Below are 24,995 nucleotides of genomic sequence, written 5' to 3' on the forward strand. Positions count from 1 at the left end.
TAATTGTCTACTAGTGAAGTTTAAGGTCTTAGGGTGCCGAGGGTCTCCACATGGAAACGCGAAAGGTTCAGCGGTTGGGACCCTCGACGCTGGCGATGACCCTGCCAGCGGAGTGGGCGTCGGAGAACAACGTCGAGAAGGGTGACGAGGTGTCGCTTCGGATGGGCGGCAAGGGAACGCTGACGGTGCTGCCGGAGTCGGCACACACCGAGGAGTCGGAGGCGGTCATCCACGCCGAGAATCTGGACGCCGATGCCGTCGAACGAGCCATCGTCGCCCAGTACGTCCTCGGGCGACGGGTCATCCACGTCGAGAGCGAGGAAACCCTGGAGAGCGCCCACATCAACGCGGTGTACAAGGCCGAGACCCAACTGATGGGACTCGGCGTGGTCGAGGAGACGCCCAACAGCATCGCCATCCGGTGTTCGGTGGACCCCGAGGACTTCAACCTCGACAACTTGCTCGAACGACTCGAGAACACCGGGTCGACCATGCGCGGCGAGGCGGTCAAGGCACTCGCGCACGGCAACCCGGACCTCGCTCAGCGCGCGCTGAATCGGGAGCGACAGGCCAACAAGATATTCGTTCTGCTCCTGCGCCTCATCTTCACGGCCTATCAGAACCCGACGCTCGCGCGTGCGGTGGACCTCGACAGCGGGTTCCCGCTCATCGGCTACCGGTCCATCGCCAAGAACCTCGAACTCACCGCGGACAACGCCGAGGACATCGCGGAAATCGCGCTCGACGCCGAGGGCCACACCCTCGACGTGGACAGTCAGACTATGCGCCGAATTCGGGAGTTCACCGACCAAGTGGACGAAATCACCGCGAAGGCGGTCCAATCCGCGGTCGAGCGCGACTACGACAAGACCCTCGAAGTCCGGGCGCTGTTCCATGAGATCGGCGACCGCGAGAGCGAGATTCTGTCGGACCTGCCCGAGATGGACAACGACTCGCTACTGGCGGTCCGCGAGGTGCTGGTCAGCCTCCAGCAGACCGCCCAGTACGCCATGCGAAACGCCGAAATCGCGGCGAACCTCGCGTTGAACGAGGAGAGCGAACACACGACCATCAACTGAATCGCCCTCCCGAGACGCCGCATCTCGGGAGTCGGCCCGCCACGGTCGAGCAGTGTTCCGGAATTCTACAGTACTCTCCTCTGTTAGAGGTTGTTCTCTAATCTCTTGAGAAACAATATTATTTCTTAAACAACCCTATATCCGTTCGAAGAAACTGTACAGAATTGGCTCAGCCGCGCGACGCGACGAGAGCGTCGAGGTTCGGAACGCGAACGCTCAGTCCGCGCTGGCCACCTCGCTCTCGTCGCCAGCGACGGGTTCTTCGCAGGACTGTTCCTCGTTCGTCTTCTCGGCGGTCAGGGGGTTCCGGCGCGTGATTCCGCAGTCGAAGGCAGGATGCTCGGCGAAGTGGCGCACCAGCATGTGGCGGCGCGACCCCGTGATACCCGTCCGGCCGACGTCGTCGGCCGTGAACTCCCCGGGCAGACGGTCGAACATCCGGCGCAGGACTTCGAAGCTCTCGAACACCTTCGAGTTGCCCGACGAGTCCGCACCTCGGCGGGCGACCTCGTAGGTGCCGTCCTCGCGGTGGACGCCCGCGGTCCGGAAGAACTCCCGGCGTTGGGTCAGGGCGTCGCCGACCGCCTCCTGCAGGTCGGTGGCTTCGTCTCTGCTCAGTTCGTAGTCGCGGCCGTCGACCGCCAGAACTATCGATTCCCCGTCTCTCTGCACCGAAACGGCTGTCTCATCGCCCGAGAAGAACTCGATCAGGAGCGTCTACACTCCGTGTCATGTGTTTCTATCTCCCGGCGCTGAGTATAAAGTTCTACCGACGACTACGAATTTCTGCACCTTTCTTCGAGAAGTGGCATCCTTAGTTCACGTATTTTCGTTCGAGTTACTCTACGCACCGAAGGAGTCGGGAGCGCAGTGATGACCTCGTTCGCCCACGGTGGACCGGTCGGCTAGCGCGCTTCCGAAGGATTCAGTCACCGCGTCACCGAATTTCGGAGTCCGAGAGTTCGAGGAGACCGTCGTCGGTGGTCGTCGTCTCGCCGCCGGAGGACGAGGTCTCGCTCTCGTCGGAGTCGGTCGTCGTCTCGTTCGGCGTGGTCGCAGTGTCGTCGCCGGAGGTCTGGGTGTCGCTCCCGCCGGAAGTGGTCGCGGTGTCGCTTCCGGAGGTCGTCGCCGAGTCGTCGCCGGAAGTCGTCCCGTCGGCGTCGCCTGCGTCGTCGGACTCGCCTTTCGTCCCGAAGATGTCGGTCTCGATGGTTCTCGTGTAGGTCATCTCGTCAAGCGGGACCCGGAACGTCTCGCCGCCGAGTTCCATCTTGGCGTAGAAGTCGATGCGGAGTCGCGTCACTTGGTCGTTTTCGAGGTGTGAGACCCACCACTCGTCGAGTTTCTCGTTCCGGATGGCAGTCTTCGTCTCGATGGTCTCGGAGGTGTGACCCTCGATGACGTGGGAGTCCTCGCTCGTACCGTTCCCGACCGTGTGGTCGTTCATCGTGATGGTGTAACCGATTTCCGTGACGGCCATCGGGAGCGTCTTGGCGTTGTACACCTCGAAGCGCATGTCGATGGGCGTCTCGGACTTCGTCACCTCGCCCCACTGCGCGCTGGTCTCGTTGACGTACGCGACGGGGTCCGAGACGAACGGCTGATCGGCGTCGATGGGGCGACTCTCGGAGGAGTTGAACTGCGAGATGACGTCGGTCGAAATCTGGCGCTTCACCGGTGGGGCTTCGACGGTCCGACCGAGCGTTCCCGAGCGAACCGAGGCGTCTACCCGGAGCTCGGTCTGCTCGCCGTTTCGGACGTGGCTGGACCACCACGCCGGAATTCGGTCGTTGTCCATCTGGGTGCTGAACCCGACCGTGCTGTTTCCGGTGCCGACGGAGACGCCGTCTTTGGTTCCGTTGGCCATCGCCACGTCGTTCATCGTCACGTCGTAGGACACCGCCACGCCGCCGAGACTGACGCCGACGGGGTTCGGGTTCCGGACCACGAGGTCGGTCCGAACCTCGGTCGTCTCCTCGGAGACGTTGCCGAAACTGTTCTGGACGCCGGCGACGCTCGGCGCGCCGAGGACGCCCAGCGAGAGTCCGCCCGCGACGACGACGCCCAGCGTAAGTATCAGCGTGAACGATACTCGGAGCTTACTCCCCAGTAACACCGTCTTTAGCGTCCCGCTCATACTCCGTGGGCCACACTCCACCCCGTAAAACCCACCGACACCGACCGACGAGTAGAATGAACTAAGGCCCGGCCGACAGAACCGCTACTCATGGCCGAACACGAGACTGTCGCGAGCGACAAGGGTATCGGACTCACTACGCTGTTCACGCTGCTTGCGGCCGGAGCGACGGTGGCGATGTTCGTCGCGCCGGGCACCGAACTCGCGGCGTGGGGCTTCGCCGCCGCCGTGACCGCTGGCGTACTCGCCGTCGCCGCCGTTCACCTCTACTGGTAGTCCCCCGAACCGTCCGGGTCGTCACCGACCCGAGACAGGTCTGCGAAGTGAGCGATTTCTCGCGGGAAATCGTTAAGGGTCACAACGCCCTAACAACTGTTGAGGATGACTGATTACACCGACGAGGAACGGCGCATCCTCGCATATCTCCGCGAGAGCGTCTCTAAGGGTGAGCGTTACTTCCGCTCGAAGAACATCGCCGAGCAACTCGGCCTCTCTTCGAAGCAGGTCGGTGTCAGACTTCCGGAACTCGCGGAAAAGAGTGAGGAAGTGGACATCGAGAAGTGGGGGCGTGCGCGTTCCACGACGTGGAAGGTCACGCCGGGATAACTCGACGGGCAGGGGGACGGGCGAACGACCACTGTGTAACCGGCGGGAGGTCCGGCGGGTTTTTGACATCCCGGCCCGAAACGCCGGTATGACTGTCCGGGTGGAGCGAACCTTCGATCTCGCGGTCCCGCCGGAGAACGTGTGGAATTTCATCGCGGACCCGGAGAAGCGGGCGAGCGTCATCAGCGTCGTCGCCGACTACGAGCAGACGGGCGAGAACACCTCTATCTGGCACATCACGCTTCCGATTCCGTTTCTCGACACGACGGTTCCCGTCGAGACCGAGGACGTAGAGCGTGACCCGCCTCGATACGTGAAGTTCGTCGGTCGGTCGTCCGCGCTCCGGGTGACGGGCGAACACGAGGTTCAGGAAACCGAAGACGGGTCTCGGCTCGTCAATCGGTTCACCGTCGAGGGGCGGGTTCCGGGCGTCGAACGCTACTTCAAGAAGAATCTCGACCAGGAACTCGACAACCTCGAAACCGCGCTCAGAGAGGAGGCCACGGCGTGAGACTAGCACTCGCCCAACTCGACGTCGAAGCCAGTGCGGTCGAGACCAACCGAGAGCGCGCCGAGGCGGCCATCGCCGAGGCCGCCGACCGCGGCGCGGACCTCGTGGCGCTCCCGGAGATTTTCAACGTCGGCTACTTCGCGTTCGACAGCTATCAGCGCGAGGCCGAACCCGTCGAAGGCCCCACGCTCACCCGCATCGCGGACGCCGCGCGCGAGCACGACGTGGGCGTACTCGCGGGGAGCATCGTCGAGGACCTCGCCGAGACCGAGAGCGTCGAGACTCCGGCGGACGAGGGACTCGCCAACACCTCCGTCTTGTTCGACCGCGACGGGAACCGGCTCGCGGTCTACAGAAAGCACCACCTCTTCGGCTACGAGTCGGCGGAAGCCCAGATGCTCGTCCCCGGCGAGACGCTCGGAATCGCCGAGTTCGAGGGCGCAACCGTCGGGATGACGACCTGCTACGACCTCCGATTTCCGGAACTCTACCGCGGAATCGCGGCCGAGGGCGCGGACCTGATTTTGGTCCCGAGCGCGTGGCCGTACCCCCGCGTCGAACACTGGAAACTCCTGCCGCGCGCTCGCGCGGTCGAGAACCAGTTGTTCGTCGCCACCATAAACGGGTCGGGAGCGTACGACGACGCCGAACTCCTCGGTCGCTCGACGGTGTACGACCCGTGGGGGACGACGCTGGCGAGTACGGGCGACGACCCGGCCCTCGTCGTGACCGACGTGGATCTGAACCGAGTCGAGGCGGTCCGCGAGGAGTTCCCGGCGTGGTACGACCGGCGGACGTAGCGTCTCGCCGAACCGCTTCGTGTGGATTCCGGTCCCTTCGTTCTGCCGACGAAAATCGTTTTTCGCGTGGGTCGGCTATCCCGAGACGGAGGGGAGAGAATGACGAGACGAGAACACTTCGAGAGCGACGATTCGACGGACCGCCGGACGTTCATCAAGCGAAGCGCCGTCGCGTCCGCGGGGGTCGGATTCGGCGTCGGCGTTCGAGGGGCGTCCGGAGTCCGAGCGCAAGAGGAATCCGGCGTGCAGTACTACGACTTCGTCGTTCCGGACCGCGGGATTATCGGGTCGGACTTCGTGAATACGTTCCTCTTCGTGACGGAGTTCAGGGGACAGGCCGACGAGAACCGGTTCAACGGGTGCTTCGACACGGCCGAAGCGCAGGTGGAAGACCAGTTCGGACGGGGGACGAACGCGTACGACGGGGTGTTGGTCGACGCGACCGAGGCGTTCCAGTTGTTCGGCGACGACGAGGCTATCGAGCGCCTCCGCGACGTCCTCGGCGGCGAGGTGGACCTTCCGGACACCCTCCGCGGCAACGTCGGTGCGATAGTTGCGACGCGAATCTTCGCGCCCGCCTCGGCAGGTCGGCTACCGACCGACGAAGGGTATCGGTCGACGGGAGGGGAGAACTGCGTCGACGAGTACGTCCGACTCCGCGTCCACGAACTCCCGAACGAGGTCTCCGGGTGAGTCGCCGTTCCGCAGTCGTCCGGTGACCTCTTTCGGTCGTTCCGTGACTGCTGTCGGTTACTCGGTGCTCGGTGATAGTTTCCAATCGCTCGACAGCAGATCGGTGGTCGAAATGACGGAAGTCTGTACGATCCGATTCTCCCCGTCTGACTCGCGTCAGACGGCCACAAGAGTAAAAACCCCAATATTAATTACGTATCGGAATAGTGTATACATTAACAAACAAATGGCTGAAGCGACGACTGGCTCTCCCGCTCCGAACGCGGGTGGGGAGACCGACCCCTCGAGGGAGGTGATGTTCGACCTACTCGGCAACTCGCGCCGTCGCCGAGTCCTCCGTCACCTCCTGGAGGAGCGCGAGATCACTCTGACCGACCTGAGCGCACGCATCGCGGCGTGGGAGAACGACGTCGCCGTTACCGACCTCTCCTCGCGCCAACGAAAGCAAGTCTACTCCTCGCTCTACCAGACTCACATCCCACGTCTGAGCGAACACGACATCGTGGCGTACGACGCCGACGACCGTCGAGTCCGATTGACCGGCGACACGGAGCGACTCCACCGGTTCCTCGACGTGGAGGAATCACACAGCGGTTCCTCCTACCAGTGGAGTCGCTACTTCCTCTGGACCGCCGTCGTCGGAAGCGCCGCCATCGCGGGCAACTGGCTCGGCACGGCCCCTGCGACCCACCTCGGGACGAGGGACCTCTACGGCCTGCTTACGGTGGTGTTCATGATGCTCAGCGTCTCGTTCGTGATGGCCGTCGAGGGGCCGAAGCTGTTGCGCCTCGGGAACTAAGTTCACCCTTATCTCTCACTCTTTTCTGCTCTCCTTTACCAGGTATCCGTTTTCCTTAGCAATATTTGTATTTCCGAAATAGGCACGGCGAGCTGGTTGTCAGCACTCCGTATCTGTGTCGAGAACGTCGCGGTGTCCGCTGATTCACCGTCGAAAGCGTCGAGAGAGCTAGCTACTCCGTGAGCCACGGCGTACCGCATCCGTACAGAACCGCACCGCGTCCACGGGGTTCACACCTCTCCAACCGCCTGCAGTCCTCGGCCCTCACACGGAGTAGGCGCGCCTTCGTCGTTCGAAGTCGCGCCAGCACGCGCCGGGGTGAAAAAGTGAAATTCGCGCGGTTCGGTCGTCGCTCTACGAATCCGAGACCAATGTCCTCGACTCCACGTGGGAGTCCCGGAGTTCAGTCGTCGGATTCTACGAGAGTGAGACCGAGTGTGTTCGGCCACGAGGGCCTCACAGCTCAGTCGTCACTCTCGGTCTTGATGTCGGCGCTAAGGCCCTGCGCCATCTCGATGTCCTTCGAGTTGTTCATCGTCCACGCCGTGCGCTCGGTGACGGCCTCGATGGCCTCGCGGGCGCTCGGGTAGCCGTTGCCCGACTTCTTGACGCCGCCGAACGGCAGTTGGACCTCCGCGCCGATGCACGGGAGGTTGGCGTAGGCGAGTCCGAGTTCCGCCTCGTCGCGGAACTGGTTGATCTGGCGGTAGTCCTCGGAGATGACCGCCCCGGCGAGTCCGTATGGCGTGTCGTTGTGAATCTCCATCGCGCGGTCCATGTCGCCCGAGTACTCGATGAGCGCGACGTGGGGACCGAAGACCTCCTCCTTGATGCACCGGAGGTCCTCGTCGTAATCGACTTCGTAGACGAACGGGCCGACCCAGTAGCCGTCCTCGTGGCCCTCGGGAATCTCCTCGTCGTCGAGTTCCTCGCGGTCCACGAGGACGTTCGCCCCCTCCTTGCGGGCGAGGTCGTTGTACTTGCCGAACTTCTCGACCTGCTCCTCGTTGACCATCGGACCCATGAAGGTGTCCTCGTCGAGGGGGTCGCCGACCGAGACGTTCTCGGCGAGTTCGACGTAGCGCTCCTTGAACTCGTCGTACACGTCCTCGTGGACGATGAGGCGCTCGCTGGAGACGCAGCGCTGGCCCGTCGTCTTGAACGAGGACATGATGGCCGAGTGGACCGCGATGTCGAGGTCGGCCTCTTCCGTGATGACGATGCCGTTCTTGCCGCCCATCTCGCAGGCCGCGAGTTTACCGGGTTCGCCGCCGACCTTGCCCGCGATTTTGTGACCGACTTCGCTGCTACCGGTGAACAGCACGGTGTCCACGCGGTCGTCCTCTACGATAGCGTTCCCGGCGTCGCCGAAGCCCTGCACCATGTTGAAGACGCCCTCGGGGACGCCCGCGTCTTCGAGCATCTCGGCGATGATCTGGCCGCACCACGGCGTCTGCTCGGCGGGCTTCCAGACGACGGTGTTGCCCTCGACCAGCGCGAGCGCCATGTGCCAGAACGGGATGGCGACCGGGAAGTTCCACGGCGTGATACAGCCGACGACCCCGCGGGGCTTGCGCCGCATGTAGGCGTCCTTGCTCCCGATTTCGCTCGGAACCACGTCGCCGTGCGGGTGGCGGGCGTTGCCCGCGGCCCACTCGACCATGTGCGCGGCCTCGACCACGTCGGCCTTCCCCTCCGAAATCTCCTTGCCGCACTCCTTGGTCACGATTTCGCCGAGTTCGTCGGTGCGCTCGCGGAGTTCGTGGTAGACGTCCCAGAGGTACTCCGCGCGGTCGATGTACGAGAGGCTGGCCCACTCGTCCTCTGCCTCCTTCGCTGCCGCGAGTGCGGCGTGTACGTCCTCTTCGGTCCCGCGGTGGAACTCCCCGAGGACCTCCTGGTTCGACGGGTCGACGCTCTCGAACGTCTCGTCGCCGTGCCCTTCCGTCCACTCACCGCCGATGTAGTGCTCGTAGGTCTGCTCGCTGGCTTGCTGGCTCATACTCTGGCAAAAATTGGAACGGGCACGGATAAAAAGTCTCCCAATTCGGGTCACTCGCCCGAAACCTCGGGCGCCCGTCACGCCCGAACGCGCCGGGAATCCAGCGACCAACGACGCGTCTGCGCGGCGTCACTCTCCGTTCGAGTCGGCCAGTTTCTCGATTTCGCCCTTGACGCTCACGGCGTCGAAGTCGTGGTCGGGCCGGATGTTCACGAAGTCCAGAAACTCGCGGGCACCCAGCAGTTGATCGGTCGAGTAGTGTTCGGCCGCGGCCGTGACCGCGGTTCTCGCGCCGATGCGCGGTTCGAGCGCCGCGAGCGCGCACGCGAGGTCGTACGACCGGGCCTCCTCGATGGCGTCTTCCCGGACGCTGGTCGCGTCGATGAAGAACACCTCGTCGTCCTGTACCAGGACGTTCTCGCCTCTGAGGTCACCGTGGGCGAGTTGGTTGTCGTGCATCACCGACAGCGCCGCGAACACGTCGGGAGCGAAGCGTTCGACTTCGTCGGCGGTCAGGTCGTCCAGAATCCGGAACTCCGGCAGGTACTCCATCACGAGGACGCCCATGCCGTCCACCTCGAACGCCTCGACCGGAGCGGGGACGTTCAGGCCGATTTCGCGCATCCGGCGGGTCGCCTCCAGTTCGTGTTCGCACATCTCCATCGGGTCGGCGAAGTGTTCGAAAAACCCCTCGGTGCCCGACGAGAAGGCTCCGAGGTTGCGCGCTCCGGTGAAGAGGGCGTGAACCAGCGAGTTCTGGCCGGTCACGATTTTGACGAACCACTGGTCGTTCACGACGGCGGGCGTCGAGAGCCAGTTGTCCGCGTCCAGAAATTCGACTCGGAGTTCCGACTGGTCGTAGCGTCGAGCCATCTGCTCGAACACCGCTTCGAGTCGCTCCCACTCGATAGTGCCACGTACCAGCCGACGGATGCTCATCAGCGCCGACTAAGCGTCCGGCACTCAAAAAGCCACTTGCCCGGTCGGGTCGTGCGGCGATTCGCGCTTCGGGACGACAACCGATTTCGTTGACCGCGTTTCGACGGCCGACGGACCGGTCGAATCCGGTTGCGGAGACTTTATACTACCACTCGCGCAAAATTTGCGTATGGATTTCAGCCTTCCCGACGAGCATCGGATGATTCGGGACACCGTCCGAGAGTTCTGCGACGAGGAGATCGAGCCCATCGCTCAGGACATCGAGGACGAGCACCGATTCCCGGAGGAAATCTTCGACCAGCTCGCCGACCTCGACATGATGGGCGTGCCCGTCGGCGAAGAGTACGGCGGACTCGGCGGCGACCAGTTGATGTACGCGCTGGTTACCGAGGAACTCGGCCGGGTCTCTGGCTCTATCGGTCTCTCCTACGCGGCTCACGTCTCGCTGGCCTCCAAGCCCATCGAACTGTTCGGCACCGACGAGCAGAAGGAACGCTGGCTTCGGCCCCTCGCGGAGGGCGAGTACCTCGGGTCGTGGGCGCTGACCGAACCCGGTAGCGGGTCGGACGCCAGCGACATGGACACGATGGCGGAAAAAGAGGGCGACGAGTGGGTCCTGAACGGAACTAAGCAGTTCATCACCAACGCCAACGTCGCCGGGTCGGTCCTCGTCAAGGCCGTCACTGACCCCGGCGCGGGCTACGACGGCATCTCGACGTTCATCGTGGACCCCGAGGAGGACGACGGCTTCGAGGTCACGACCGTCTGGGACAAGATGGGCCTGAACGCCTCGCCGACCTGCGAAATCAAGCTCACGGACGTGCGCCTCCCCGAGGACCGCCTGCTCGGCGAGGAGGGCGACGGCTGGGACCAGACCAAGAAGACGCTCGACGGCGGCCGCATCTCCATCGCGGCGCTCTCGACCGGTCTCGCACAGGGCGCGTACGAGGCCGCCAAGGAGTACAGCAAAGAGCGCGAGCAGTTCGGCCAACCCATCTCGAAGTTCGACGCCATCCGGAACAAGGTGGTTGCGATGGACCGGAAGATAGAGCGCGCCCGCCTGCTGACCCACAAGGCGGCCTGGAAGTACGACCAGGGCGAGTCGGTGAGCCACGAGAGCGCCCTCGCCAAACTCGACGCCAGCGAGGCCGCCCGCGAGGTCTCCGAGGAGGCCGTACAGACCCTCGGCGGCTACGGGTACACCGAGGACTTCGCACCCCAGCGGTTCTTCCGCGACGCGAAACTGATGGAAATCGGCGAGGGAACCAGCGAGATTCAGCATCTCGTCATCGGGCGCGAACTCGGACTTTGATTCCCGGGTAGACACGAAGAGCCCTCGGCGACGAACTAGTTCGCTCTTCGAGCAACCTTCTCGATTCCCAAAGAAACGTAGAAGCGTTTCGAGCGTCGTCCCACGCCGCCGGTCGGACAGACGTAAAGCGGGAGAACAAAACGTCGGGAGAGACGTCGCGGCCTACAACTGGACGGCGTCCTGATTGGTCAGCGTCTGCGGGACGCTGTGGTGATAGGTCACTGCGCCCGCCGACGTGACGATTTTGATGGTGAACTCCTCGCTCTCCTTGAGACCGTGAGAGTTCTCCGTCAGGGCCTTGGCGTCGATCGTGAACCGGAACCGGTCGCCCTGATGTACGAGGACCGGCGACGTATCGTCGACGTCCTTGATGGGTGACACGCTGTAGTTGGTAGCGTTCGCCTCGTGCCCCTTCGTCAGAATCGCGGCACCGTCGGGACCGAGCCACTCGACCGTCGCAGTCGAGAGGTTCACGTCTCCGGAACCCGAACTCTTCATCACGGTCAGGTTCACGTCGTGAATCGAGTCGTCGTTACCGACTGTTCCGACCGTACTGACGACGTGTACGCGGTTCGTTACTTGCGCGGTCGACTCCTCTCCGGTCTGCTCGGACTTGGTCTGGAGGAAGCCCGCGGTGTTGATCAGGACGCCCGCCGTGATGGCGGCGACCAGCACCATCGCGATGAACACGATGAGGGTGCCGATGCCGACCTGTGCCCGGTCGACCCGCCCGTCTTCGATGTCGAACATGATTCTCTTCTGGAGAACCGTTCTCGGACGTAGCACATAAATCCCCGATTACATTATCACGAATAAAAATGGAACGGAACGCCGGATAAGATGCTTCAGGGCCGCCCTCACGCCTTTTCTCCGAACGACTATAAAATATCCGTAAAGTGCGTTACCTCGGAAGAAAACGGGTCCGGACGTGCCCACGGCCCGGACGTCGCGTCAGGGCCAGTTGCCGCTCTCTTGGTAGGCGTCCACGACTCGCTGGATAGCGACCACGTAGGCGGCCGTGCGCATGTTCGGCGCGTCCGTCTCCTCGTAGGTCTCGACCAGATTGTCGAAGGCGTCGGTGATGATGCGTTCGAGTTCCTCGTTGACCTTCTCCTCGGTCCAGTGGAACCGCTGGCGGTTCTGGACCCACTCGAAGTACGAGACGGTGACCCCGCCCGCGTTGGCGAGGATGTCCGGGAAGACGTAGGTGTCCGCGTCACGCAGTACGTCGTCGGCGTCCGGCGTGAGCGGTCCGTTCGCGGCCTCCACGATGACGTCGGCCTGCACCTCTTTGGCGAGGTCGCCGTCGATGGCGTTTTCGAGCGCCGCGGGTACGAGCAAGTCCACGTCGAGCGTGAGCAGGTCGTCGTTGGAGAACTCCTCGTCCGCGCCGTGGTAGCCCGCGACGCTTCCGGTCTCGTTCTTGTGGCTCTTCACGTCCACGGGGTCGAAACCTGCTTCGTTGTGGATAGCACCGCTGGAGTCCGAGACGGCGACCACGTTCGCGCCGAGTTCGTCGATGAGTTTGGCCGCGATCCAACCGGCGTTGCCGTAGCCCTGTACGGCGACGCTCGCACCCTCGATGTCCCGGTCTAGGTAGTCGAACGCCTCGCGGGCGGTGAGCATGGTCGAGCGACCGGTCGCCTCGACGCGGCCCGCGCTCCCGCCGCTGTCGGGAGACTTGCCGGTGATGACGCCGGGTTCGGTCGTGTTCTCCAGCGTCTCGTAAGTGTCCTTGATCCAGTTCATCTCGCGCTGGCCGGTGTTCACGTCCGGGGCGGGGATGTCCTTGTCCACGCCGATGAACGGGCGCAGTTCCTTGGCGAACGACCGGGTGATGCGTTCGAGTTCGCTCTCGCTGTACTCGTCCGGGTCGATGATGATGCCACCCTTGCCGCCGCCGTAGGGGATGTCCACGACCGCGCACTTGTAGACCATCCATCCGGAGAGCGCCTTCACCTCGTCGCGGGAGACGCCCGGGTGGTAGCGGATACCGCCCTTGTACGGGCCTCGGTCACCGTTGAACTCCGACCGGAACGCCTTGAACACCTCGACGTCGCCGTCGTCCATCTCGACCGAGAGGTTCGTCTCCAGTACGCGCTCGGGGTGTTTGAGTCGCTCGACCACGTCACCGGAGACGCTCATGTACTCCGTGGCGTCGTCTATCTGTTCCTGTAGGCTCTCGAAGGGATTTGCTTGCTCGGACATGGGTGGTAAATTCTGGCGTCGCGTTATAAGTTCACGATAGCCATTCATACAGTTTCCGGAACTGGAACAGGCGTTCGGGGCATCGTCCGGACGCGGGAGGGCGATTGAACTAACCACTTCCCAATCCCAGTGACGGTGTAAGTGTGTATATAAGGTCCTAAGACAACACCATAGCATTAATATTTTATTCGCCTACGGGAATCTACGCCTACGATGCGTCGTCTCGACGACTCGCCTCAGACTGGGAGGACTCGACCGGTCCAACAGGACGTGCGAGTCGAACAGACGACGTGACGACCACACCATGCCTTCAGGAACTGTCGAAACTACGGAACAGCCGGGTAACGACGAAGAGATCGAAGAACCGGAGTCCGCGCTCGAAACGGCCCGGCGACAACTCGAACACGCCGCGGCCCATCTCGACGTGGACGACGGCGTCATCGAGCGCCTCAAGCACCCGACGACGGTACATCGCGTCGCGGTGCCACTCGAACGCGACGACGGGTCGGTCGAGGTGTTCACGGGGTATCGGTCTCAGCACGACGACGTGCGCGGCCCCTACAAGGGCGGTCTGCGCTTTCATCCCCACGTGAGCGAACAGGAGTGCGTCGGTCTCTCGATGTGGATGACGTGGAAGTGCGCGGTCATGGACCTCCCGTTCGGCGGCGGGAAAGGCGGCATCGTCGTGGACCCGAAAGACCTGAGCGAAGACGAGAAAGAGCGCCTGACCCGACGATTCGCCGAGGAACTCCGGAAGTTCGTCGGGCCGAAGAAGGACATCCCCGCGCCGGACATGGGGACCGACGCCCAGACGATGGCGTGGTTCATGGACGCCTACTCGATGCAGGAGGGCGAGACCATCCCCGGCGTCGTCACCGGCAAGCCCCCTGTCGTCGGTGGAAGCGAGGGTCGCCAGGAAGCGCCGGGTCGCTCGGTCGCCATCGTCGCCCGCGAAGCCGCCGACTACTACGACTACGACCTCGAAGACACCACGGTCGCCGTCCAGGGGTTCGGGAGCGTCGGCGCGAACGCCGCCCGACTGCTCGACGACTGGGGCGCGAACGTGGTCGCCGTCAGCGACGTGAACGGGGCCATCTACGACCCCGACGGACTCGACACCCACGCGGTCCCCTCCCACGAGGAGCAACCCGAGGCCGTCATGAACCACGACGCCCCCGAGAAACTCTCGAACGAGAAGATTCTCGAACTCGACGTAGACGTGTTGGTTCCGGCCGCCATCGGGAACGTCATCACCGCGGACAACGCCAACGACGTGCAGGCCGACGTCGTGGTCGAGGGCGCGAACGGCCCGACCACCTTCGCCGCCGACGCCATCCTCGAAGAGCGAGGCGTCGAGGTCATCCCGGACATCCTCGCCAACGCGGGCGGGGTCACCGTGTCGTACTTCGAGTGGTTGCAGGACATCAACCGCCGCCAGTGGTCGCTCGAACGCGTCAACGACGAACTCGAAAAGCACATGCTCTCGGCGTGGAACGACGTGCGAACCGAAGTCGAAGCGCGGGACGTGAGTTGGCGCGACGCCGCCTACGTCGTCGCCCTCTCGCGCATCGCCGAGGCCAAGACGACCCGCGGTCTCTGGCCCTGAGGTCCTGAATCGCGCGTTTTCGTCTACTTCTCGTCGGCCGCCTCGGCGTACGCCACCACGCGCTCGGCCTGTGCAATCAGGGGTGCGTCTATCATCTCGCCGTCCACGCGGAAGACGCCGCGACCCTCGGCGTCGGCCTCCTCCTTCGCTTCCAGCACGCGCTCGGCCCACTCGACGCGCTCGGGGGCGGGCGTGAACGACTCGTTGATCGGGGCGACCTGCGCGGGGTGAATCGCCATCTTGCCGTCGTAGCCCAACTGGACGGCGAACTCGGTCTCCTCGGCCAGACCCTCGACGTCCTCGATATCGGTGTACACCGTGTCGATGGCGTCGACGTCGGCGGCGGTGGCCGCGAGGACGACCTGCTCGCGCGCGTGGAGGACTTCGGTTCCCTCGTCGGTCCGGGTCGCACCGAGGTCGGCCGCGAGGTCTTCCGCGCCGAAGACGAGGGCGTCCACTTCGGGAACCGTCGCAATCTCCTCGGCGGTCAGAATCCCGGCGGCCGTCTCGACCAGCGCGAGAATCGGCACGTCGGCGTCTCGCTCGGCGAGCAAATCGGCCAGCGTCTCTGCGTCGTCTGGGTCTTCGGTCTTCGGGGCCATCACGGCGTCGAGGGTCGCTACTGCGTCGCCGCTGTCGCCGAGGACGCCTCGGAGGTCGTCGTCAGCGGCGATGCCCGTGGGGTTCACCCGGACGCAGACCTCGCAGTCCGGCGAGAAGTCGGGGTCGGCGAGGACCGCCCGGACCGCCTCGCGCGCCTCCTCCTTGCGCCGGGGAGCGACCGCGTCCTCCAGGTCGAAGACGATTACGTCGGCCCCGGCAGTCGGCGCTTTGCGCATCATCTCCGGGCGGTCGCCCGGCGTGAACAGCACGCTTCGTCGTGGCATGTGCGTAGAAACGACGCCACGGGCTTTCAACCTCGTGGAATAGCTCGCAGGAGCGCGACTCCAGTGCGGTCACTTCAGACGGAGTCCTCGGTAAGAGAAAGCGCAGTGACGGCCCCGCCGCGGTCGGCCACGTACGCCGTCTTGTCGGCGACGGTCACGGGTGCGACCACGGCGTCGTCCGCCCGGTACCACCACAGCACCGTCCCTTCCTCCCTGGCTATCGCGTACACGTCCCCTGCGTCGGTTCCGACGATGACCGCCTCGTCGGCGACCGTCGGCGACGCCCAGATTCGCGCACCGACGTCGGTGCGCCACGCGACCGTCCCGTCGTCGGCGTCGAGCGCGTAGACGGTCCCGTCTCCACTTCCCACGAAGACGGTCCCGTCGGCGATTGTCGGCGACGCCCACACGCCCGCTCCCGTCTCGGCTCTCCACTGCTCGCGCCCGGTGACCGCCGAGAGGGCGTACACGCGGCCGTCGTCTACCGTCCCGAGATAGGCGACGCCGTCCGCGACTGCGGGCGCGTCTCGGACCGCGAGGGAGGGCTCGAAGCGCCAGTGTTCGCGGCCGTCGGTCAGGTCGTGGGCGTACGCACCGCCGTCGAGGCTCGCGAGGAGGAGTCGCTCGCCGTCCACTGCGAGCGCACAGAGCGCCCGCGCGGCGTTCCGAAACGCCCCGAGTCGGGAGCCGTCCGCGGCGTGGAGGGCCGCGACTCGTCCGTCCTCGGCCGCGACGAACACCGTTCTGTCGGCGACCGCCGGGGCCGCCTGTACGGCTCCGTCGGCCGCGAACTCCCACCGACGGTCGCCCGTCGCAGCGTCGAGTGCGAGGACCGTACCGCCGTTCGTTCCGGAGTACACGACTCCGTCCGCGACAGCGGGCGCGGTGACTCGGCCGGCCACTCGGAACGACCAGCGTTCGGTTCCGTCGTCGGCGTCGAACGCGTGCGTGCAGCCGTTCGCACAGCCGAGAAACACCGTCCCGTCGCGGACCACGGGCGCGGTTTCGGCCGGGCCGGTGGCCCGAAACCGGAAACGAACCCGCGACCGCTCCGAAGTCGAGACCCGGTCGTCCGCGTCGGTCACGCGCGGGTCTCGCGTAGCCTCGGTCGGACGCGCACGCTGGCGCTGTGTGCGCCTCGCTTCGCGTGCGTCCGACTCACCGGCCGAGGGCGTCGCGCCCCGCGGCGTCCCTCGCACCGCTTCGGGTCCGGTGGTAGAGCCAGCGCGTTCGTCCCCTGTTCGTGGTCGCGCCCACTCGAACCGGCTTGCGTCTTCAGACATGGTGAGCCTCGACTGTGACTGACTGCGACCCGATTTATTCGCGTCTTATCCTTTGTTATGGCCTCGTTACCGGGTTTCAGGCGCGGCCTGAGACCGGGCGACGGTGCGTCGCCGACCGAAATCGGCGGGGTTTTTGCCGGGACGTACCGACCGTTCGCCCATGAGCGGTCTCTACTACGAGGAGTTCGAGGTCGGCCAGACCATCGAACACGAGAAGCGCCGCACCGTCAGCGAGAGCGACAACCAGCAGTTCTGCGACATGACGATGAACCAGCAACCGCTCCACCTCGACGCCGACTTCGCCGCGGATACTCAGTTCGGCGAGCGGTTGGTCAACGGACTCTACACGATGAGCCTCGCGGTGGGACTCTCGATTCCCGACACCACCGACGGCACCATCGTCGCCAACCTCTCGTACGACGAGGTGGAGCATCCCAATCCGGTGTTCCACGGCGACACCATCCGCGCCCAATCGACCGTGACCGACAAGCGCGAGACCAGCGACGGCGAACGCGGCGTCGTGACGATGCACGTCGAGGCGTTCAAGGTGAACGCAGACGACGGCGAGGACGGAAGCGGCGACGAGACGCTGGTCTGCGAGTTCGACCGGACGGTGCTGTCGCTGAAGAAGGACGAGCAGTAGCCTCCGGTCGCCAGTCGGTCGGCGAGCGAGGGAACGCAGTGACCGAGCGAGCGCGGGTGGCGTTCTCGGGGTTCCGTGGCCACGCGAGGGACTCAAATACCGTTATAGAAGAAATATTTTTGGTTCTATTGGAAATGTATATATTTCTCTGCTTCGTTTGTCACGGCTTCTGCGGGACACGAGTACGGCAACGACGACCGCACCATCGGTCGCCGGCGTGGAGAACAGACGGACAACAGGTGCTACAGCACGATAGCGTACAGCGAGAGGTTGATGACGACCGCAGCGGTCCACGGCACCGCCAACCCGGCGGGTACGAGCAGGCCGTGACGGTCCGGCAAAAGCTGGCGACAGACCACGCCGACGCCGACGGCGAACAGTTTCATCCCGACCATCGCCGAGAAGCCGAACTGGTCTATCGCGGTGCGGGCGACCGGGTTCGACTCCGAGAGGCCGATTCGGAGACCGTAGTAGGTCGTGAGCAGGTCGCCCACGAGTGCGACCCCCACGAGTATCCAGAGCGTGCGCTCCCACCCGTCGATTCCCGCCAGCGGAGCGGTCAGGCGTCCGTCTCCCGTGCGGGTCAGCGTCGGCCAATGGCGTCCGTCAGAGCTCATGATGAAAGTCCGGCGCGTTACGCGCCTCGTGACGGACTGACGAACGACGAGACGGTCCATTGTTATACGTCTCCTTAGCTCCTGACACGCGGCGTTAACCGGGTCAGTCGCGGAGTTACCGACGGCCCGACGAGCGCGGCAGAACGAGCTACTCACCGTCCAGTCCTCCCGAAATACGGGTTATCGGGTCACTACGGCGAGGCAGGTCGCTATTACGCGGTGGGTCTCACCCGTCCGGCCGTCACGTTCGCCGACGGTCGTCCGGCCGCCCGAACGGGGGGTTTTCGGCCGCCGACTTCCTACTCCGACGCATGTCCGATAGCGACGCGAGACGGCCCCTCGAATCGACGTTCGGCCGGGCGGCGTCCCGACTTCCCTCGTCGGCCGTCCTGACGCGCGGGGGACTCGGAGCGATGCTGGTCGCGGCGGGCGTCCACAAACTGCTCGACCCCGGCGCGTGGACGGTGTACGTCACCGACTGGCTCGCGCCGCTTCTGGTCGTCTCGCCCGTCGTTTTCATGCTCCTCAACGGGTGGCTCGAAATCGGCTTCGGAGTCGCGTTGCTGGCCGACCGGTACACGGCGATCGCCGCCGCAGTCGCGGCCGCCTCGCTCTCGGCGACGGTCGGCTACCTCCTGATAGTCTGGGCGACCACGGGTCGGTTCGGGGACGTAATCGCCCGAGATATCGGATTGGCAGGGCTGGCACTCGGCGTGTTCGTGGACGCGGTACGCGGGGTCGAGTCCGGATGAAGGACGGAGTACCGGCGACTACAGAACCGTCCCGTGCTTCTTGTCCGGTAGTTCCTTCTCGACGTCCTCGTAGAAGGCGAACCGGTTTTCGAGTTCGGTCCGGAGCGTACTCGGCGGCACGATGTCGTCGATGACGACCTCGCTGGCCATCCGATGCACGTCTATGTCCTCGCGGTACTCCTCGCGGAGTTCCTGCTCCTTCTTCGCTCGCTCCTCCTCGTCGTCGATCTCCGAGAGCTTGCGGGCGTAGACAGCGTTGATCGCGGCCTCCGGACCCATGATGGCGATCTCGCCCGAGGGGAGACCGATGACGCTCTCGGGGTCGTAGGCCGGGCCGCCCATCGCGTAGATGCCCGCACCGTAGGCCTTCCGGACGACGACGGTCTGCTTGGGCACCGTGGCCGAGGACGTAGCGTAGATGAACTTCTTGCCCTTCTCCAGGATGGCGTCCTTCTCGACCTGCGACCCGGCCATGAAGCCGGGCGTGTCGCACAGGTAGAGCAGGGGAATCTCGTAGGCGTCGCAGGTCCAGATGAACTCCGCCGCCTTCTCGGCGGCGTCGGGGAAGATGGCCCCGGCGCGCTGCGCCGGTTGGTTGGCGACGATGCCGACCGGTCGGCCGTCGATGCGGGCGAACGCAGTGAGTATCTCCTTGCCGTACTCGGACTTGAGTTCGAAGTAGGAGTCCTCGTCGACCACGCGGTCGATGACGTCGGTCATGTCGTAGCCCTTGTTCGGCTCCTGCGGGACGATGGAGTCGATTCCCTCCGGGGACTTGACCGGGGGCTTGCTCTCGGCCTTCGGAGGCTTCTCGTCGGCGCTGTCGGGCAGATACGAAATCAAATCGGCGACGAGTTCGCGGGCGTGCTCCTCGTCGTCCGCCACGAGGTCTGCGCTCCCCGAATACTGGGCGTGAACGTCCGGGCCGCCGAGGTCCTCCATCTCGATGTCCTCGCCCGTGACCATCTGGACCATCCGCGGGGAGGCGATGGCCATCGCGGACATGCCCCGGACCATGATGGTGAAGTCGGCGAAGACGGGGGTGTAGGCCGCGCCGGCGATGCAGGGACCGTAGAGGACGCAGATCTGGGGGACCCGGCCCGAGAGCATCGAGTGGTTGTAGTAGTACTTGCCGATGCCCTCGCGGTTGGCGAAGAAACCGGTCTGCTGGTCGATACGACCGCCCGACGAGTCCATCAGGTAGAGGACGGGCTTGCCGTTCTTCAGCGCGCGCTGTTGCATCCGGAGGAACTTCTCGACGCCCTTCTCGGCCATCGACCCGGCCTTGACGGTGAAGTCGTTGGCCATGAAGTGCAACTCGCGGCCCTCGAACTCGGCCGCGCCCGTGAGTAGTCCGTCGCCCGGCAATCTATCGTCGTTTCCTTCCTCGACTTCCGGACTGTCGGGATGCCACGCGTCGAAGTTGGCGAACTTGCCGTCCTCGAACAGCATACCGTCTTCCCCGAACCAGAGGTCGAGGCGGTCGCGCACGAACAGTTTGCCCTGCTCTTCGAGGCGTTGCTTGTACTTCTCGGGGCCACCCAACTCGATGTCCTCGATTTCGTCCCAGAGGGCGCGCTCTCGGTCGGTCGGGCCGAGGTCGTCGTCGGCCGTCTCAGTAGCGTCCGCCGACCCCGCGGTGGCGGACCCCGACCCGGCGGCTACGGGTGCCTCGTGCACTACTGCGGGCGAGTCGGCGTCGCCCACGAACACCTCTACCTCGTCGCGGACGTGCTGGGCGAGCGCCTCCGCGATGGCAGAGGCTTCCTCGTCGGTCGCCTCGTCGCTGATACGGACTTTCATGTAGGGGACTGCGGCCAGCGATTTCAAACAGTTTTCCCTTTGGATTCGACCGAATCTTGCCGTCGGCCGACCGCGGCCTCAGCCGAGCGCGATGAGCGAGATGCCCACGATTGCGACCGCACCGGCCACCAGTCGGAGCGCGAATCGGTCCTCGCCGAGCAGGAGACCGCCGAGGACGACCGCGACGATGGCCTGCGTGTTGAGAATCGGCGAGACCACGCTCGCCGGGAGCACCGCGAAGGCTTTGGTCATCGTGTGGGTCGCCACCGCGACGACCGCGCCCAGCGCGGCGAACTTCGGCACGGCCGAGGCGAACTCGTCGGGCCACTGGCGCACCGCGACGGGCAGGAGGACGACCGCGACACCGCCGGTGTAGACGAGGACCCACACGTCCGAGCGGACGCCGACGCCCTGCAACAGCACGCGCGTCCCCACGTCCACCGCGCCGTAGAGGGCGGCGCTCCCGAGCGCGAGTTGGGCGGGCCGATTCGTCGCGGCCCGACGAATCGGAGCGAGCAGGCCAGTGTGCTGGTAGTTGGCGAGGTAGACCGCGAGCGTGGCGAAACCGACGCCGACGACCTGCGACGGCGTGAGATGCTCGCCGACGAACAGGACCTCCAGCGGCAGGGTGAACGCGGGGACCAGTTTCCCGAGCGGCGCGACGTAGGACACGTCCCCGGCCGACAGTGCGTAGAGGAGCGCGAGGTAGGCCACAGCACTGGCGACGAGTACGAAGCCGACGAGCGCGAGCGCCGAGAGGGACAGTTCACCCGAAACCGGACCGTCGGCTGGCGAGAGAAGGGTAACCGGGAGATACCACGCGACTCCGGCCGCGTTGGCGGCGACGATGACCACCGCGGGCGGATACCCCGAGAAGTACCGTTTCAGTCCGAACAGATACCCTCCCCAGACGAGCGCCGAGAGCGTCGCGTACCAGATTCCGAGACCTACCACGGCGCGACGTTCTCGGTCGGCCGGGAAGAAACGCCCGGCCGACGCCTGCCGGGGCGGACCCGCGCCAGTCGCTCGCCCGACGGACGCCGGTAGGCTTTCCGGCGTTCGGACCGAGAGGACGGACATGAACCTCGACGCCTACTTCGAGGAGTTCGCGGCCCGAGACTGGCAGACCGTCGACGAGGGGACGGTTCGGGTAGCCCTCGTCGGTCTCGGCGGATTCGCCCGCGAACACGTCCTGCCCGCGCTGGCGGGCGGGGCAAGGAGCGACGGCACGACCGACCGCACCGACCTCTGCGAGGTCACGGCGCTCGTGAGTGGCTCTCGGGAGAAGGCCGAATCGGTCGCCGACGAGTACGGCGTCGACACGATTCTCGACTACGACCAGTTCGAGGCCGGCGAGGGCGTCGATGCCTTCGACGCAGTCTACGTCGCGGGGCCGAACGCGCTCCACCTCGACTACGCACGGACTGCAGCCGGCCACGGCAAGCACGTCCTCTGCGAGAAACCCATCGAGGTGAACGCCGACCGCGCCCGCGAGATGGTCCGGGCCTGCGAGGACGCGGGCGTGACGCTGATGGTGGCCTACCGGCCGCAGGTCGAACCCGCGATGCGCCGCCTTCGGGAGATGGTCCGGGACGGGATTCTCGGCGATCCGGTGGCGTTCCACGGTTGGTTTTCGGGCCACATCCTCCGGCAGGCCGGTCCCGACCAGTGGCGACTCGACCCCGAGATGGCGGGCGGCGGCGCGCTGATGGACGTGGGCGTCTACCCCCTGAACGCGGTCCGGTTCCTGCTCGACGCCGACCCCGTCGCGGCCCGAGCCACGACCCACTCGCCCGACGACGAGTTCACTGGCGTGGACGAACACGTCGCCTTCCAGTTGGAGTTCCCCGACGCCGTGACCGCCTCCTGCTCCGCGAGCTACCGCGCGCAGGCCGACGACCGACTCCGACTCGTCGGCACCGAGGGGCAGGCGGTCCTGAATCCGGCGTTCGACTCCGAGAGTCACCCGACGCTCACGGTCGAGTGCGGCGACGAGCGCGTCGAGTACACCGGCCCGTACGTCAACGAGGTCGCCGAGGAGTTCGATTACTTCGCCCACTGCGTGCTGGCCGACGCGACTCCGGAACCGGACGGCCGCGACAGCGTGGCCGACGTGGAGACGGTCGAGGCGATTTACGAGTCGGCCGAGACGGGGCGGAGGGTGGAGGTCGGCGACGTGAACGTGTAGTATCTAGCGCGTGTCGCGTAGTCTCCGCGTATTCGGAGTTACACTCGCGTATCCGGTCCCGAGCCACTGAACACTCCCCCGGATTCAAGAGGGGGAACGTCGAGTGGTAGCTTATGGCCTCTCGAGGTAACATAGCGGTCGTACACTACACGGGCCGGGTCGCCGAGGGCGAGGACGCCGGGGAGGTCTTCGACACGACCGACGTGGACGTGGCACTCGAGTCGGGAATCTACCACGGGAACCGCGACTACAAGCCACTGGAGTTCCGCGTGGGCGAACAGAAGGTCGTACCGGGACTCGACGAGGTGGTCCGGGAGATGGAAGTTGGCGAGGAGCGAACCGTACGGGTCGACCCCGAGGCCGCCTTCGGCGAGCGCGACGACGATCGAGTAATCGAGGTACCGCGAGCGGACCTCGAAGCGCGAAGCGACGTGGACGCCGAACCCGGCGAACTCGTCCGGTCCGAGACCGGCGACACCGGGTGGATAACCGAGGTGGACGACGAGACCGCCACGGTGGACTTCAACCACGAACTCGCGGGACTACCTGTCGAGTTCGACGTGAAACTCCTCGACGTGTACGCCGACGACTGAAAAACTGAACCGAACCGGCTCGGACTTCGCTACGAAGAGGTCGTCGTGGTCCCGGCAGCTTCGGTCGTCGTCTCGTTGCCATCGGTCGTCGTCTCGCCGCCGGGCGTCTCGCCCTCGGTCGCTTCGACCGTGACCTCGACCGCGAGTGGTTCGTAGGCGGTCGCGCCGTAGCCACCCGTGTTCCACGGGTACTTGTCGTCCTCGATACCGAGCAGTTTCTCGTCGGGATTGGAGATGGTCGCGGGCTGAGTCCGGTCCTGCTCGTCGGTGGCTCTCGACATGACCGTGTGGTCGCCGGGTTCGGGGTCCCAGACGTATCGGAACTGCCGCCACGAGGCGGGACCCATCACCGGACCGAAGAACTCGGCCTCGTTCCACGTCTCGCCGCCGTCGGTCGAGACTTCGACCATCGACACCTCGTCGTCGCCCGCCCACGCGACCCCGACGATTTCGACGGTTCCGCCCGGTCCCGGCCTGACCGTGGCGTCTTCGGGCGGGTAACCGACCAGCGACTTCACCATCTGGTCGTACAGGTAGGGGTGGCGAATCTCGTCGGAGTCCATCTGGTCCTGCGTGTCGAAGATGGAGATGCTGGGTTGCTGGTTGACCTCCTCGTCTATCGGAATGAGTCGGTAGGAGTACTGCTGCCAGTGGGTGTAGAGTCGCTGGTCTTCGGTCTCCCACTCGTCGCCGAAGACCATCCGGTCCATGACGTGCATCCGGTCGACCCACTTGACGTTGTTGTTACCGAACCACCCGGGAACCAGTAGTCGGACCGGGAAGCCGTGTTCCGCGTTCATCGGACTCCCGTTCATCTCGTAGGCCAGCAGGCAGTCGTCCATCACCTTCGACATCGGAATCGAGCGCGTGAAGATGTCCTCGCCCTCGGGTGCGTCACCCCCCATGACAGACAGCCACGCTCCCTCGTCGGTGTTCGCGCCGTACTGCTCCAGAATCTCGCTGACGGGCGTGCCGGTCCAGACGGTGTTGCCGACCGCGCCGAACGTCCACTGATTGCCCCCGACTTGCGGTTCGAAGTACGACCGGCCGTTGCCCGAACACTGCATCGTGTGGGTGACGGTTTCGGTCGAGTAGCCGTTGCGAATCTCATCCATCGAGAGTTCGACCTCCTCGTCGACCATGCCGGTCAGTGAGACGGTCCACTCGTCGGCGTCGATGTCGGGCGACAGATAGTGGTTCCGGATGTAGTGTTCCTCTCGCGGTGTGATGAAACTCTCGTAGGTCGTCCGTGAGGCCGCCTCGGCGTTCTCTGGGTCGGCCGAGAGGATGCGTAATCCCGGATACTGCTCCTCCAGACTCGGCTCCTCTGGTTGCCGTGTCGTGGTCTCCTGTCCGCCCTCGGTCGTAGTTTCGCCGTCCTGTCCCCCGACGTTGCCCGCTAGCACGCCAACTCCCGCGAGTGTGCCACTCGCCATCAGAAACCGACGCCGGTCGAGATACCGACGCCGCGGTGTCTCGCCGTCCGTGTCGTCCCCTTGTCCCCCGGACATGCGTACTGTTTGGTGATACCTATCAT

At 65.0% G+C, this 24,995-nt stretch carries 25 protein-coding genes; 13 read left to right on the forward strand and 12 right to left on the reverse strand.

What is annotated here, in order from left to right:
* Positions 1-50 precede the first annotated feature (50 nt).
* Positions 51-1,079, forward strand: coding sequence for a PhoU domain-containing protein (locus tag E2484_RS23175; protein ID WP_137287567.1), 1,029 nt, complete (start codon positions 51-53; stop codon positions 1,077-1,079).
* 216 nt (positions 1,080-1,295) lie between these two features.
* Here the strand turns inward: E2484_RS23175 and E2484_RS23180 are convergent, their stop codons facing one another.
* Entirely contained in the window at positions 1,296-1,697 is a 402-nt protein-coding gene (locus tag E2484_RS23180) for a DUF7528 family protein (protein ID WP_137287624.1), read from the reverse strand.
* 319 nt (positions 1,698-2,016) lie between these two features.
* Positions 2,017-3,216, reverse strand: a complete 1,200-nt coding sequence (locus E2484_RS23185) for an LEA/WHy family protein (RefSeq protein ID WP_137287568.1) — start codon at positions 3,214-3,216, stop codon at positions 2,017-2,019.
* A 90-nt stretch (positions 3,217-3,306) separates the two neighbouring features.
* Here E2484_RS23185 and E2484_RS23190 point away from each other — a divergent pair, with 90 nt between their 5' ends.
* The 6 genes from E2484_RS23190 (at position 3,307) to E2484_RS23215 (ending at position 6,625) form a co-directional block, all read left to right on the forward strand.
* Positions 3,307-3,492 carry a DUF7525 family protein gene (locus E2484_RS23190; protein WP_137287569.1) on the forward strand — a complete coding sequence of 62 codons (186 nt, stop codon included), beginning with the start codon at positions 3,307-3,309 and terminating at the stop codon, positions 3,490-3,492.
* A gap of 105 nt (positions 3,493-3,597) precedes the next feature.
* Positions 3,598-3,822, forward strand: coding sequence for a DUF7123 family protein (locus E2484_RS23195; RefSeq protein ID WP_137287570.1), 225 nt, complete (start codon positions 3,598-3,600; stop codon positions 3,820-3,822).
* A gap of 88 nt (positions 3,823-3,910) precedes the next feature.
* On the forward strand, positions 3,911-4,333 hold the full coding sequence (locus E2484_RS23200; RefSeq protein WP_137287571.1) for a CoxG family protein: 423 nt from the start codon (positions 3,911-3,913) through the stop codon (positions 4,331-4,333).
* Entirely contained in the window at positions 4,330-5,133 is an 804-nt protein-coding gene (locus E2484_RS23205; protein WP_137287572.1) for a nitrilase-related carbon-nitrogen hydrolase, read from the forward strand. The genes E2484_RS23200 and E2484_RS23205 overlap by 4 nt, the downstream gene beginning before the upstream one ends.
* A 99-nt stretch (positions 5,134-5,232) precedes the next feature.
* The gene (locus E2484_RS23210; RefSeq protein ID WP_137287573.1) at positions 5,233-5,826 is read left to right on the forward strand and encodes a twin-arginine translocation signal domain-containing protein; all 594 of its coding nucleotides are present in this window, start codon (positions 5,233-5,235) and stop codon (positions 5,824-5,826) included.
* 295 nt (positions 5,827-6,121) lie between these two features.
* A complete protein-coding gene (locus tag E2484_RS23215; protein ID WP_137287574.1) occupies positions 6,122-6,625 on the forward strand; it encodes a DUF7344 domain-containing protein in 504 nt (167 codons plus the stop codon).
* A 463-nt stretch (positions 6,626-7,088) separates the two neighbouring features.
* Here the strand turns inward: E2484_RS23215 and E2484_RS23220 are convergent, their stop codons facing one another.
* Both E2484_RS23220 and E2484_RS23225 read right to left on the reverse strand, forming a co-directional pair.
* Entirely contained in the window at positions 7,089-8,627 is a 1,539-nt protein-coding gene (locus E2484_RS23220; protein WP_137287575.1) for an aldehyde dehydrogenase family protein, read from the reverse strand.
* A gap of 129 nt (positions 8,628-8,756) precedes the next feature.
* Entirely contained in the window at positions 8,757-9,566 is an 810-nt protein-coding gene (locus E2484_RS23225; protein ID WP_137287576.1) for an RIO1 family regulatory kinase/ATPase domain-containing protein, read from the reverse strand.
* A gap of 169 nt (positions 9,567-9,735) precedes the next feature.
* Here E2484_RS23225 and E2484_RS23230 point away from each other — a divergent pair, with 169 nt between their 5' ends.
* Complete coding sequence (locus E2484_RS23230) at positions 9,736-10,878, forward strand: acyl-CoA dehydrogenase family protein (RefSeq protein ID WP_137287577.1); 1,143 nt, start codon at positions 9,736-9,738, stop codon at positions 10,876-10,878.
* A 162-nt stretch (positions 10,879-11,040) separates the two neighbouring features.
* On the opposite strand, the gene E2484_RS23235 is transcribed toward E2484_RS23230, so the two are convergent.
* Both E2484_RS23235 and E2484_RS23240 read right to left on the reverse strand, forming a co-directional pair.
* On the reverse strand, positions 11,041-11,628 hold the full coding sequence (locus tag E2484_RS23235; RefSeq protein WP_137287578.1) for an archaellin/type IV pilin N-terminal domain-containing protein: 588 nt from the start codon (positions 11,626-11,628) through the stop codon (positions 11,041-11,043).
* A 201-nt stretch (positions 11,629-11,829) separates the two neighbouring features.
* On the reverse strand, positions 11,830-13,086 hold the full coding sequence (locus E2484_RS23240; protein WP_137287579.1) for a Glu/Leu/Phe/Val family dehydrogenase: 1,257 nt from the start codon (positions 13,084-13,086) through the stop codon (positions 11,830-11,832).
* A gap of 304 nt (positions 13,087-13,390) precedes the next feature.
* Between E2484_RS23240 and gdhB the strand changes: the two genes are divergently transcribed.
* Complete coding sequence (gene gdhB / locus E2484_RS23245; protein WP_137287580.1) at positions 13,391-14,692, forward strand: glutamate dehydrogenase GdhB; 1,302 nt, start codon at positions 13,391-13,393, stop codon at positions 14,690-14,692.
* Between the two features lie 23 nt (positions 14,693-14,715).
* Here gdhB and E2484_RS23250 read toward each other — a convergent pair whose 3' ends face one another.
* The gene (locus tag E2484_RS23250; protein ID WP_137287581.1) at positions 14,716-15,579 is read right to left on the reverse strand and encodes an HpcH/HpaI aldolase/citrate lyase family protein; all 864 of its coding nucleotides are present in this window, start codon (positions 15,577-15,579) and stop codon (positions 14,716-14,718) included.
* A 74-nt stretch (positions 15,580-15,653) separates the two neighbouring features.
* Positions 15,654-16,862, reverse strand: coding sequence for an outer membrane protein assembly factor BamB family protein (locus E2484_RS23255; RefSeq protein WP_137287582.1), 1,209 nt, complete (start codon positions 16,860-16,862; stop codon positions 15,654-15,656).
* A 160-nt stretch (positions 16,863-17,022) separates the two neighbouring features.
* Between E2484_RS23255 and E2484_RS23260 the strand changes: the two genes are divergently transcribed.
* Positions 17,023-17,505 carry a MaoC family dehydratase gene (locus E2484_RS23260; protein WP_137287583.1) on the forward strand — a complete coding sequence of 161 codons (483 nt, stop codon included), beginning with the start codon at positions 17,023-17,025 and terminating at the stop codon, positions 17,503-17,505.
* Positions 17,506-17,747: 242 nt separating this feature from the next.
* On the opposite strand, the gene E2484_RS23265 is transcribed toward E2484_RS23260, so the two are convergent.
* Positions 17,748-18,122 (reverse strand): DUF5658 family protein, encoded by a 375-nt coding sequence (locus E2484_RS23265; RefSeq protein WP_321113035.1) that lies wholly within the window; start codon positions 18,120-18,122, stop codon positions 17,748-17,750.
* A 311-nt stretch (positions 18,123-18,433) separates the two neighbouring features.
* On the opposite strand from E2484_RS23265, the gene E2484_RS23270 reads away from it, so the two are divergent.
* Positions 18,434-18,874 (forward strand): DoxX family membrane protein, encoded by a 441-nt coding sequence (locus tag E2484_RS23270; protein WP_137287584.1) that lies wholly within the window; start codon positions 18,434-18,436, stop codon positions 18,872-18,874.
* Positions 18,875-18,892: 18 nt separating this feature from the next.
* Here E2484_RS23270 and E2484_RS23275 read toward each other — a convergent pair whose 3' ends face one another.
* Complete coding sequence (locus tag E2484_RS23275) at positions 18,893-20,677, reverse strand: acyl-CoA carboxylase subunit beta (RefSeq protein ID WP_137287585.1); 1,785 nt, start codon at positions 20,675-20,677, stop codon at positions 18,893-18,895.
* 78 nt (positions 20,678-20,755) lie between these two features.
* Positions 20,756-21,757 (reverse strand): EamA family transporter, encoded by a 1,002-nt coding sequence (locus E2484_RS23280; protein WP_137287586.1) that lies wholly within the window; start codon positions 21,755-21,757, stop codon positions 20,756-20,758.
* Between E2484_RS23280 and gfo6 the strand changes: the two genes are divergently transcribed.
* Together gfo6 and E2484_RS23290 are read left to right on the forward strand one after the other, a co-directional pair.
* Positions 21,756-22,865, forward strand: a complete 1,110-nt coding sequence (gene gfo6, locus E2484_RS23285) for a D-xylose 1-dehydrogenase Gfo6 (RefSeq protein ID WP_137287587.1) — start codon at positions 21,756-21,758, stop codon at positions 22,863-22,865. The genes E2484_RS23280 and gfo6 overlap by 2 nt on opposite strands.
* A 113-nt stretch (positions 22,866-22,978) precedes the next feature.
* A complete protein-coding gene (locus E2484_RS23290) occupies positions 22,979-23,458 on the forward strand; it encodes an FKBP-type peptidyl-prolyl cis-trans isomerase (protein WP_137287588.1) in 480 nt (159 codons plus the stop codon).
* Between the two features lie 29 nt (positions 23,459-23,487).
* Here the strand turns inward: E2484_RS23290 and E2484_RS23295 are convergent, their stop codons facing one another.
* Entirely contained in the window at positions 23,488-24,969 is a 1,482-nt protein-coding gene (locus E2484_RS23295; protein WP_137287589.1) for a sulfite oxidase, read from the reverse strand.
* Positions 24,970-24,995: the final 26 nt, after the last annotated feature.

This window comes from Halorussus salinisoli, assembly GCA_005239435.1.
Classification (GTDB): Archaea; Halobacteriota; Halobacteria; order Halobacteriales; family Haladaptataceae; genus Halorussus; species Halorussus salinisoli.

Coding starts and splice junctions, on each gene's coding strand:
- E2484_RS23175 (WP_137287567.1), top strand. CDS start 51: ATGGAAACGCGAAAGGTTCAGCGGTTGGGACCCTCGACGCTGGCGATG.
- E2484_RS23185 (WP_137287568.1), bottom strand. CDS start 3,216: ATGAGCGGGACGCTAAAGACGGTGTTACTGGGGAGTAAGCTCCGAGTA.
- E2484_RS23190 (WP_137287569.1), top strand. CDS start 3,307: ATGGCCGAACACGAGACTGTCGCGAGCGACAAGGGTATCGGACTCACT.
- E2484_RS23195 (WP_137287570.1), top strand. CDS start 3,598: ATGACTGATTACACCGACGAGGAACGGCGCATCCTCGCATATCTCCGC.
- E2484_RS23200 (WP_137287571.1), top strand. CDS start 3,911: ATGACTGTCCGGGTGGAGCGAACCTTCGATCTCGCGGTCCCGCCGGAG.
- E2484_RS23210 (WP_137287573.1), top strand. CDS start 5,233: ATGACGAGACGAGAACACTTCGAGAGCGACGATTCGACGGACCGCCGG.
- E2484_RS23215 (WP_137287574.1), top strand. CDS start 6,122: ATGTTCGACCTACTCGGCAACTCGCGCCGTCGCCGAGTCCTCCGTCAC.
- E2484_RS23220 (WP_137287575.1), bottom strand. CDS start 8,627: ATGAGCCAGCAAGCCAGCGAGCAGACCTACGAGCACTACATCGGCGGT.
- E2484_RS23225 (WP_137287576.1), bottom strand. CDS start 9,566: ATGAGCATCCGTCGGCTGGTACGTGGCACTATCGAGTGGGAGCGACTC.
- E2484_RS23230 (WP_137287577.1), top strand. CDS start 9,736: ATGGATTTCAGCCTTCCCGACGAGCATCGGATGATTCGGGACACCGTC.
- E2484_RS23235 (WP_137287578.1), bottom strand. CDS start 11,628: ATGTTCGACATCGAAGACGGGCGGGTCGACCGGGCACAGGTCGGCATC.
- E2484_RS23240 (WP_137287579.1), bottom strand. CDS start 13,086: ATGTCCGAGCAAGCAAATCCCTTCGAGAGCCTACAGGAACAGATAGAC.
- gdhB (WP_137287580.1), top strand. CDS start 13,391: ATGCCTTCAGGAACTGTCGAAACTACGGAACAGCCGGGTAACGACGAA.
- E2484_RS23250 (WP_137287581.1), bottom strand. CDS start 15,579: ATGCCACGACGAAGCGTGCTGTTCACGCCGGGCGACCGCCCGGAGATG.
- E2484_RS23255 (WP_137287582.1), bottom strand. CDS start 16,862: ATGTCTGAAGACGCAAGCCGGTTCGAGTGGGCGCGACCACGAACAGGG.
- E2484_RS23260 (WP_137287583.1), top strand. CDS start 17,023: ATGAGCGGTCTCTACTACGAGGAGTTCGAGGTCGGCCAGACCATCGAA.
- E2484_RS23265 (WP_321113035.1), bottom strand. CDS start 18,122: ATGAGCTCTGACGGACGCCATTGGCCGACGCTGACCCGCACGGGAGAC.
- E2484_RS23270 (WP_137287584.1), top strand. CDS start 18,434: ATGTCCGATAGCGACGCGAGACGGCCCCTCGAATCGACGTTCGGCCGG.
- E2484_RS23275 (WP_137287585.1), bottom strand. CDS start 20,677: ATGAAAGTCCGTATCAGCGACGAGGCGACCGACGAGGAAGCCTCTGCC.
- gfo6 (WP_137287587.1), top strand. CDS start 21,756: ATGAACCTCGACGCCTACTTCGAGGAGTTCGCGGCCCGAGACTGGCAG.
- E2484_RS23280 (WP_137287586.1), bottom strand. CDS start 21,757: ATGTCCGTCCTCTCGGTCCGAACGCCGGAAAGCCTACCGGCGTCCGTC.
- E2484_RS23290 (WP_137287588.1), top strand. CDS start 22,979: ATGGCCTCTCGAGGTAACATAGCGGTCGTACACTACACGGGCCGGGTC.
- E2484_RS23295 (WP_137287589.1), bottom strand. CDS start 24,969: ATGTCCGGGGGACAAGGGGACGACACGGACGGCGAGACACCGCGGCGT.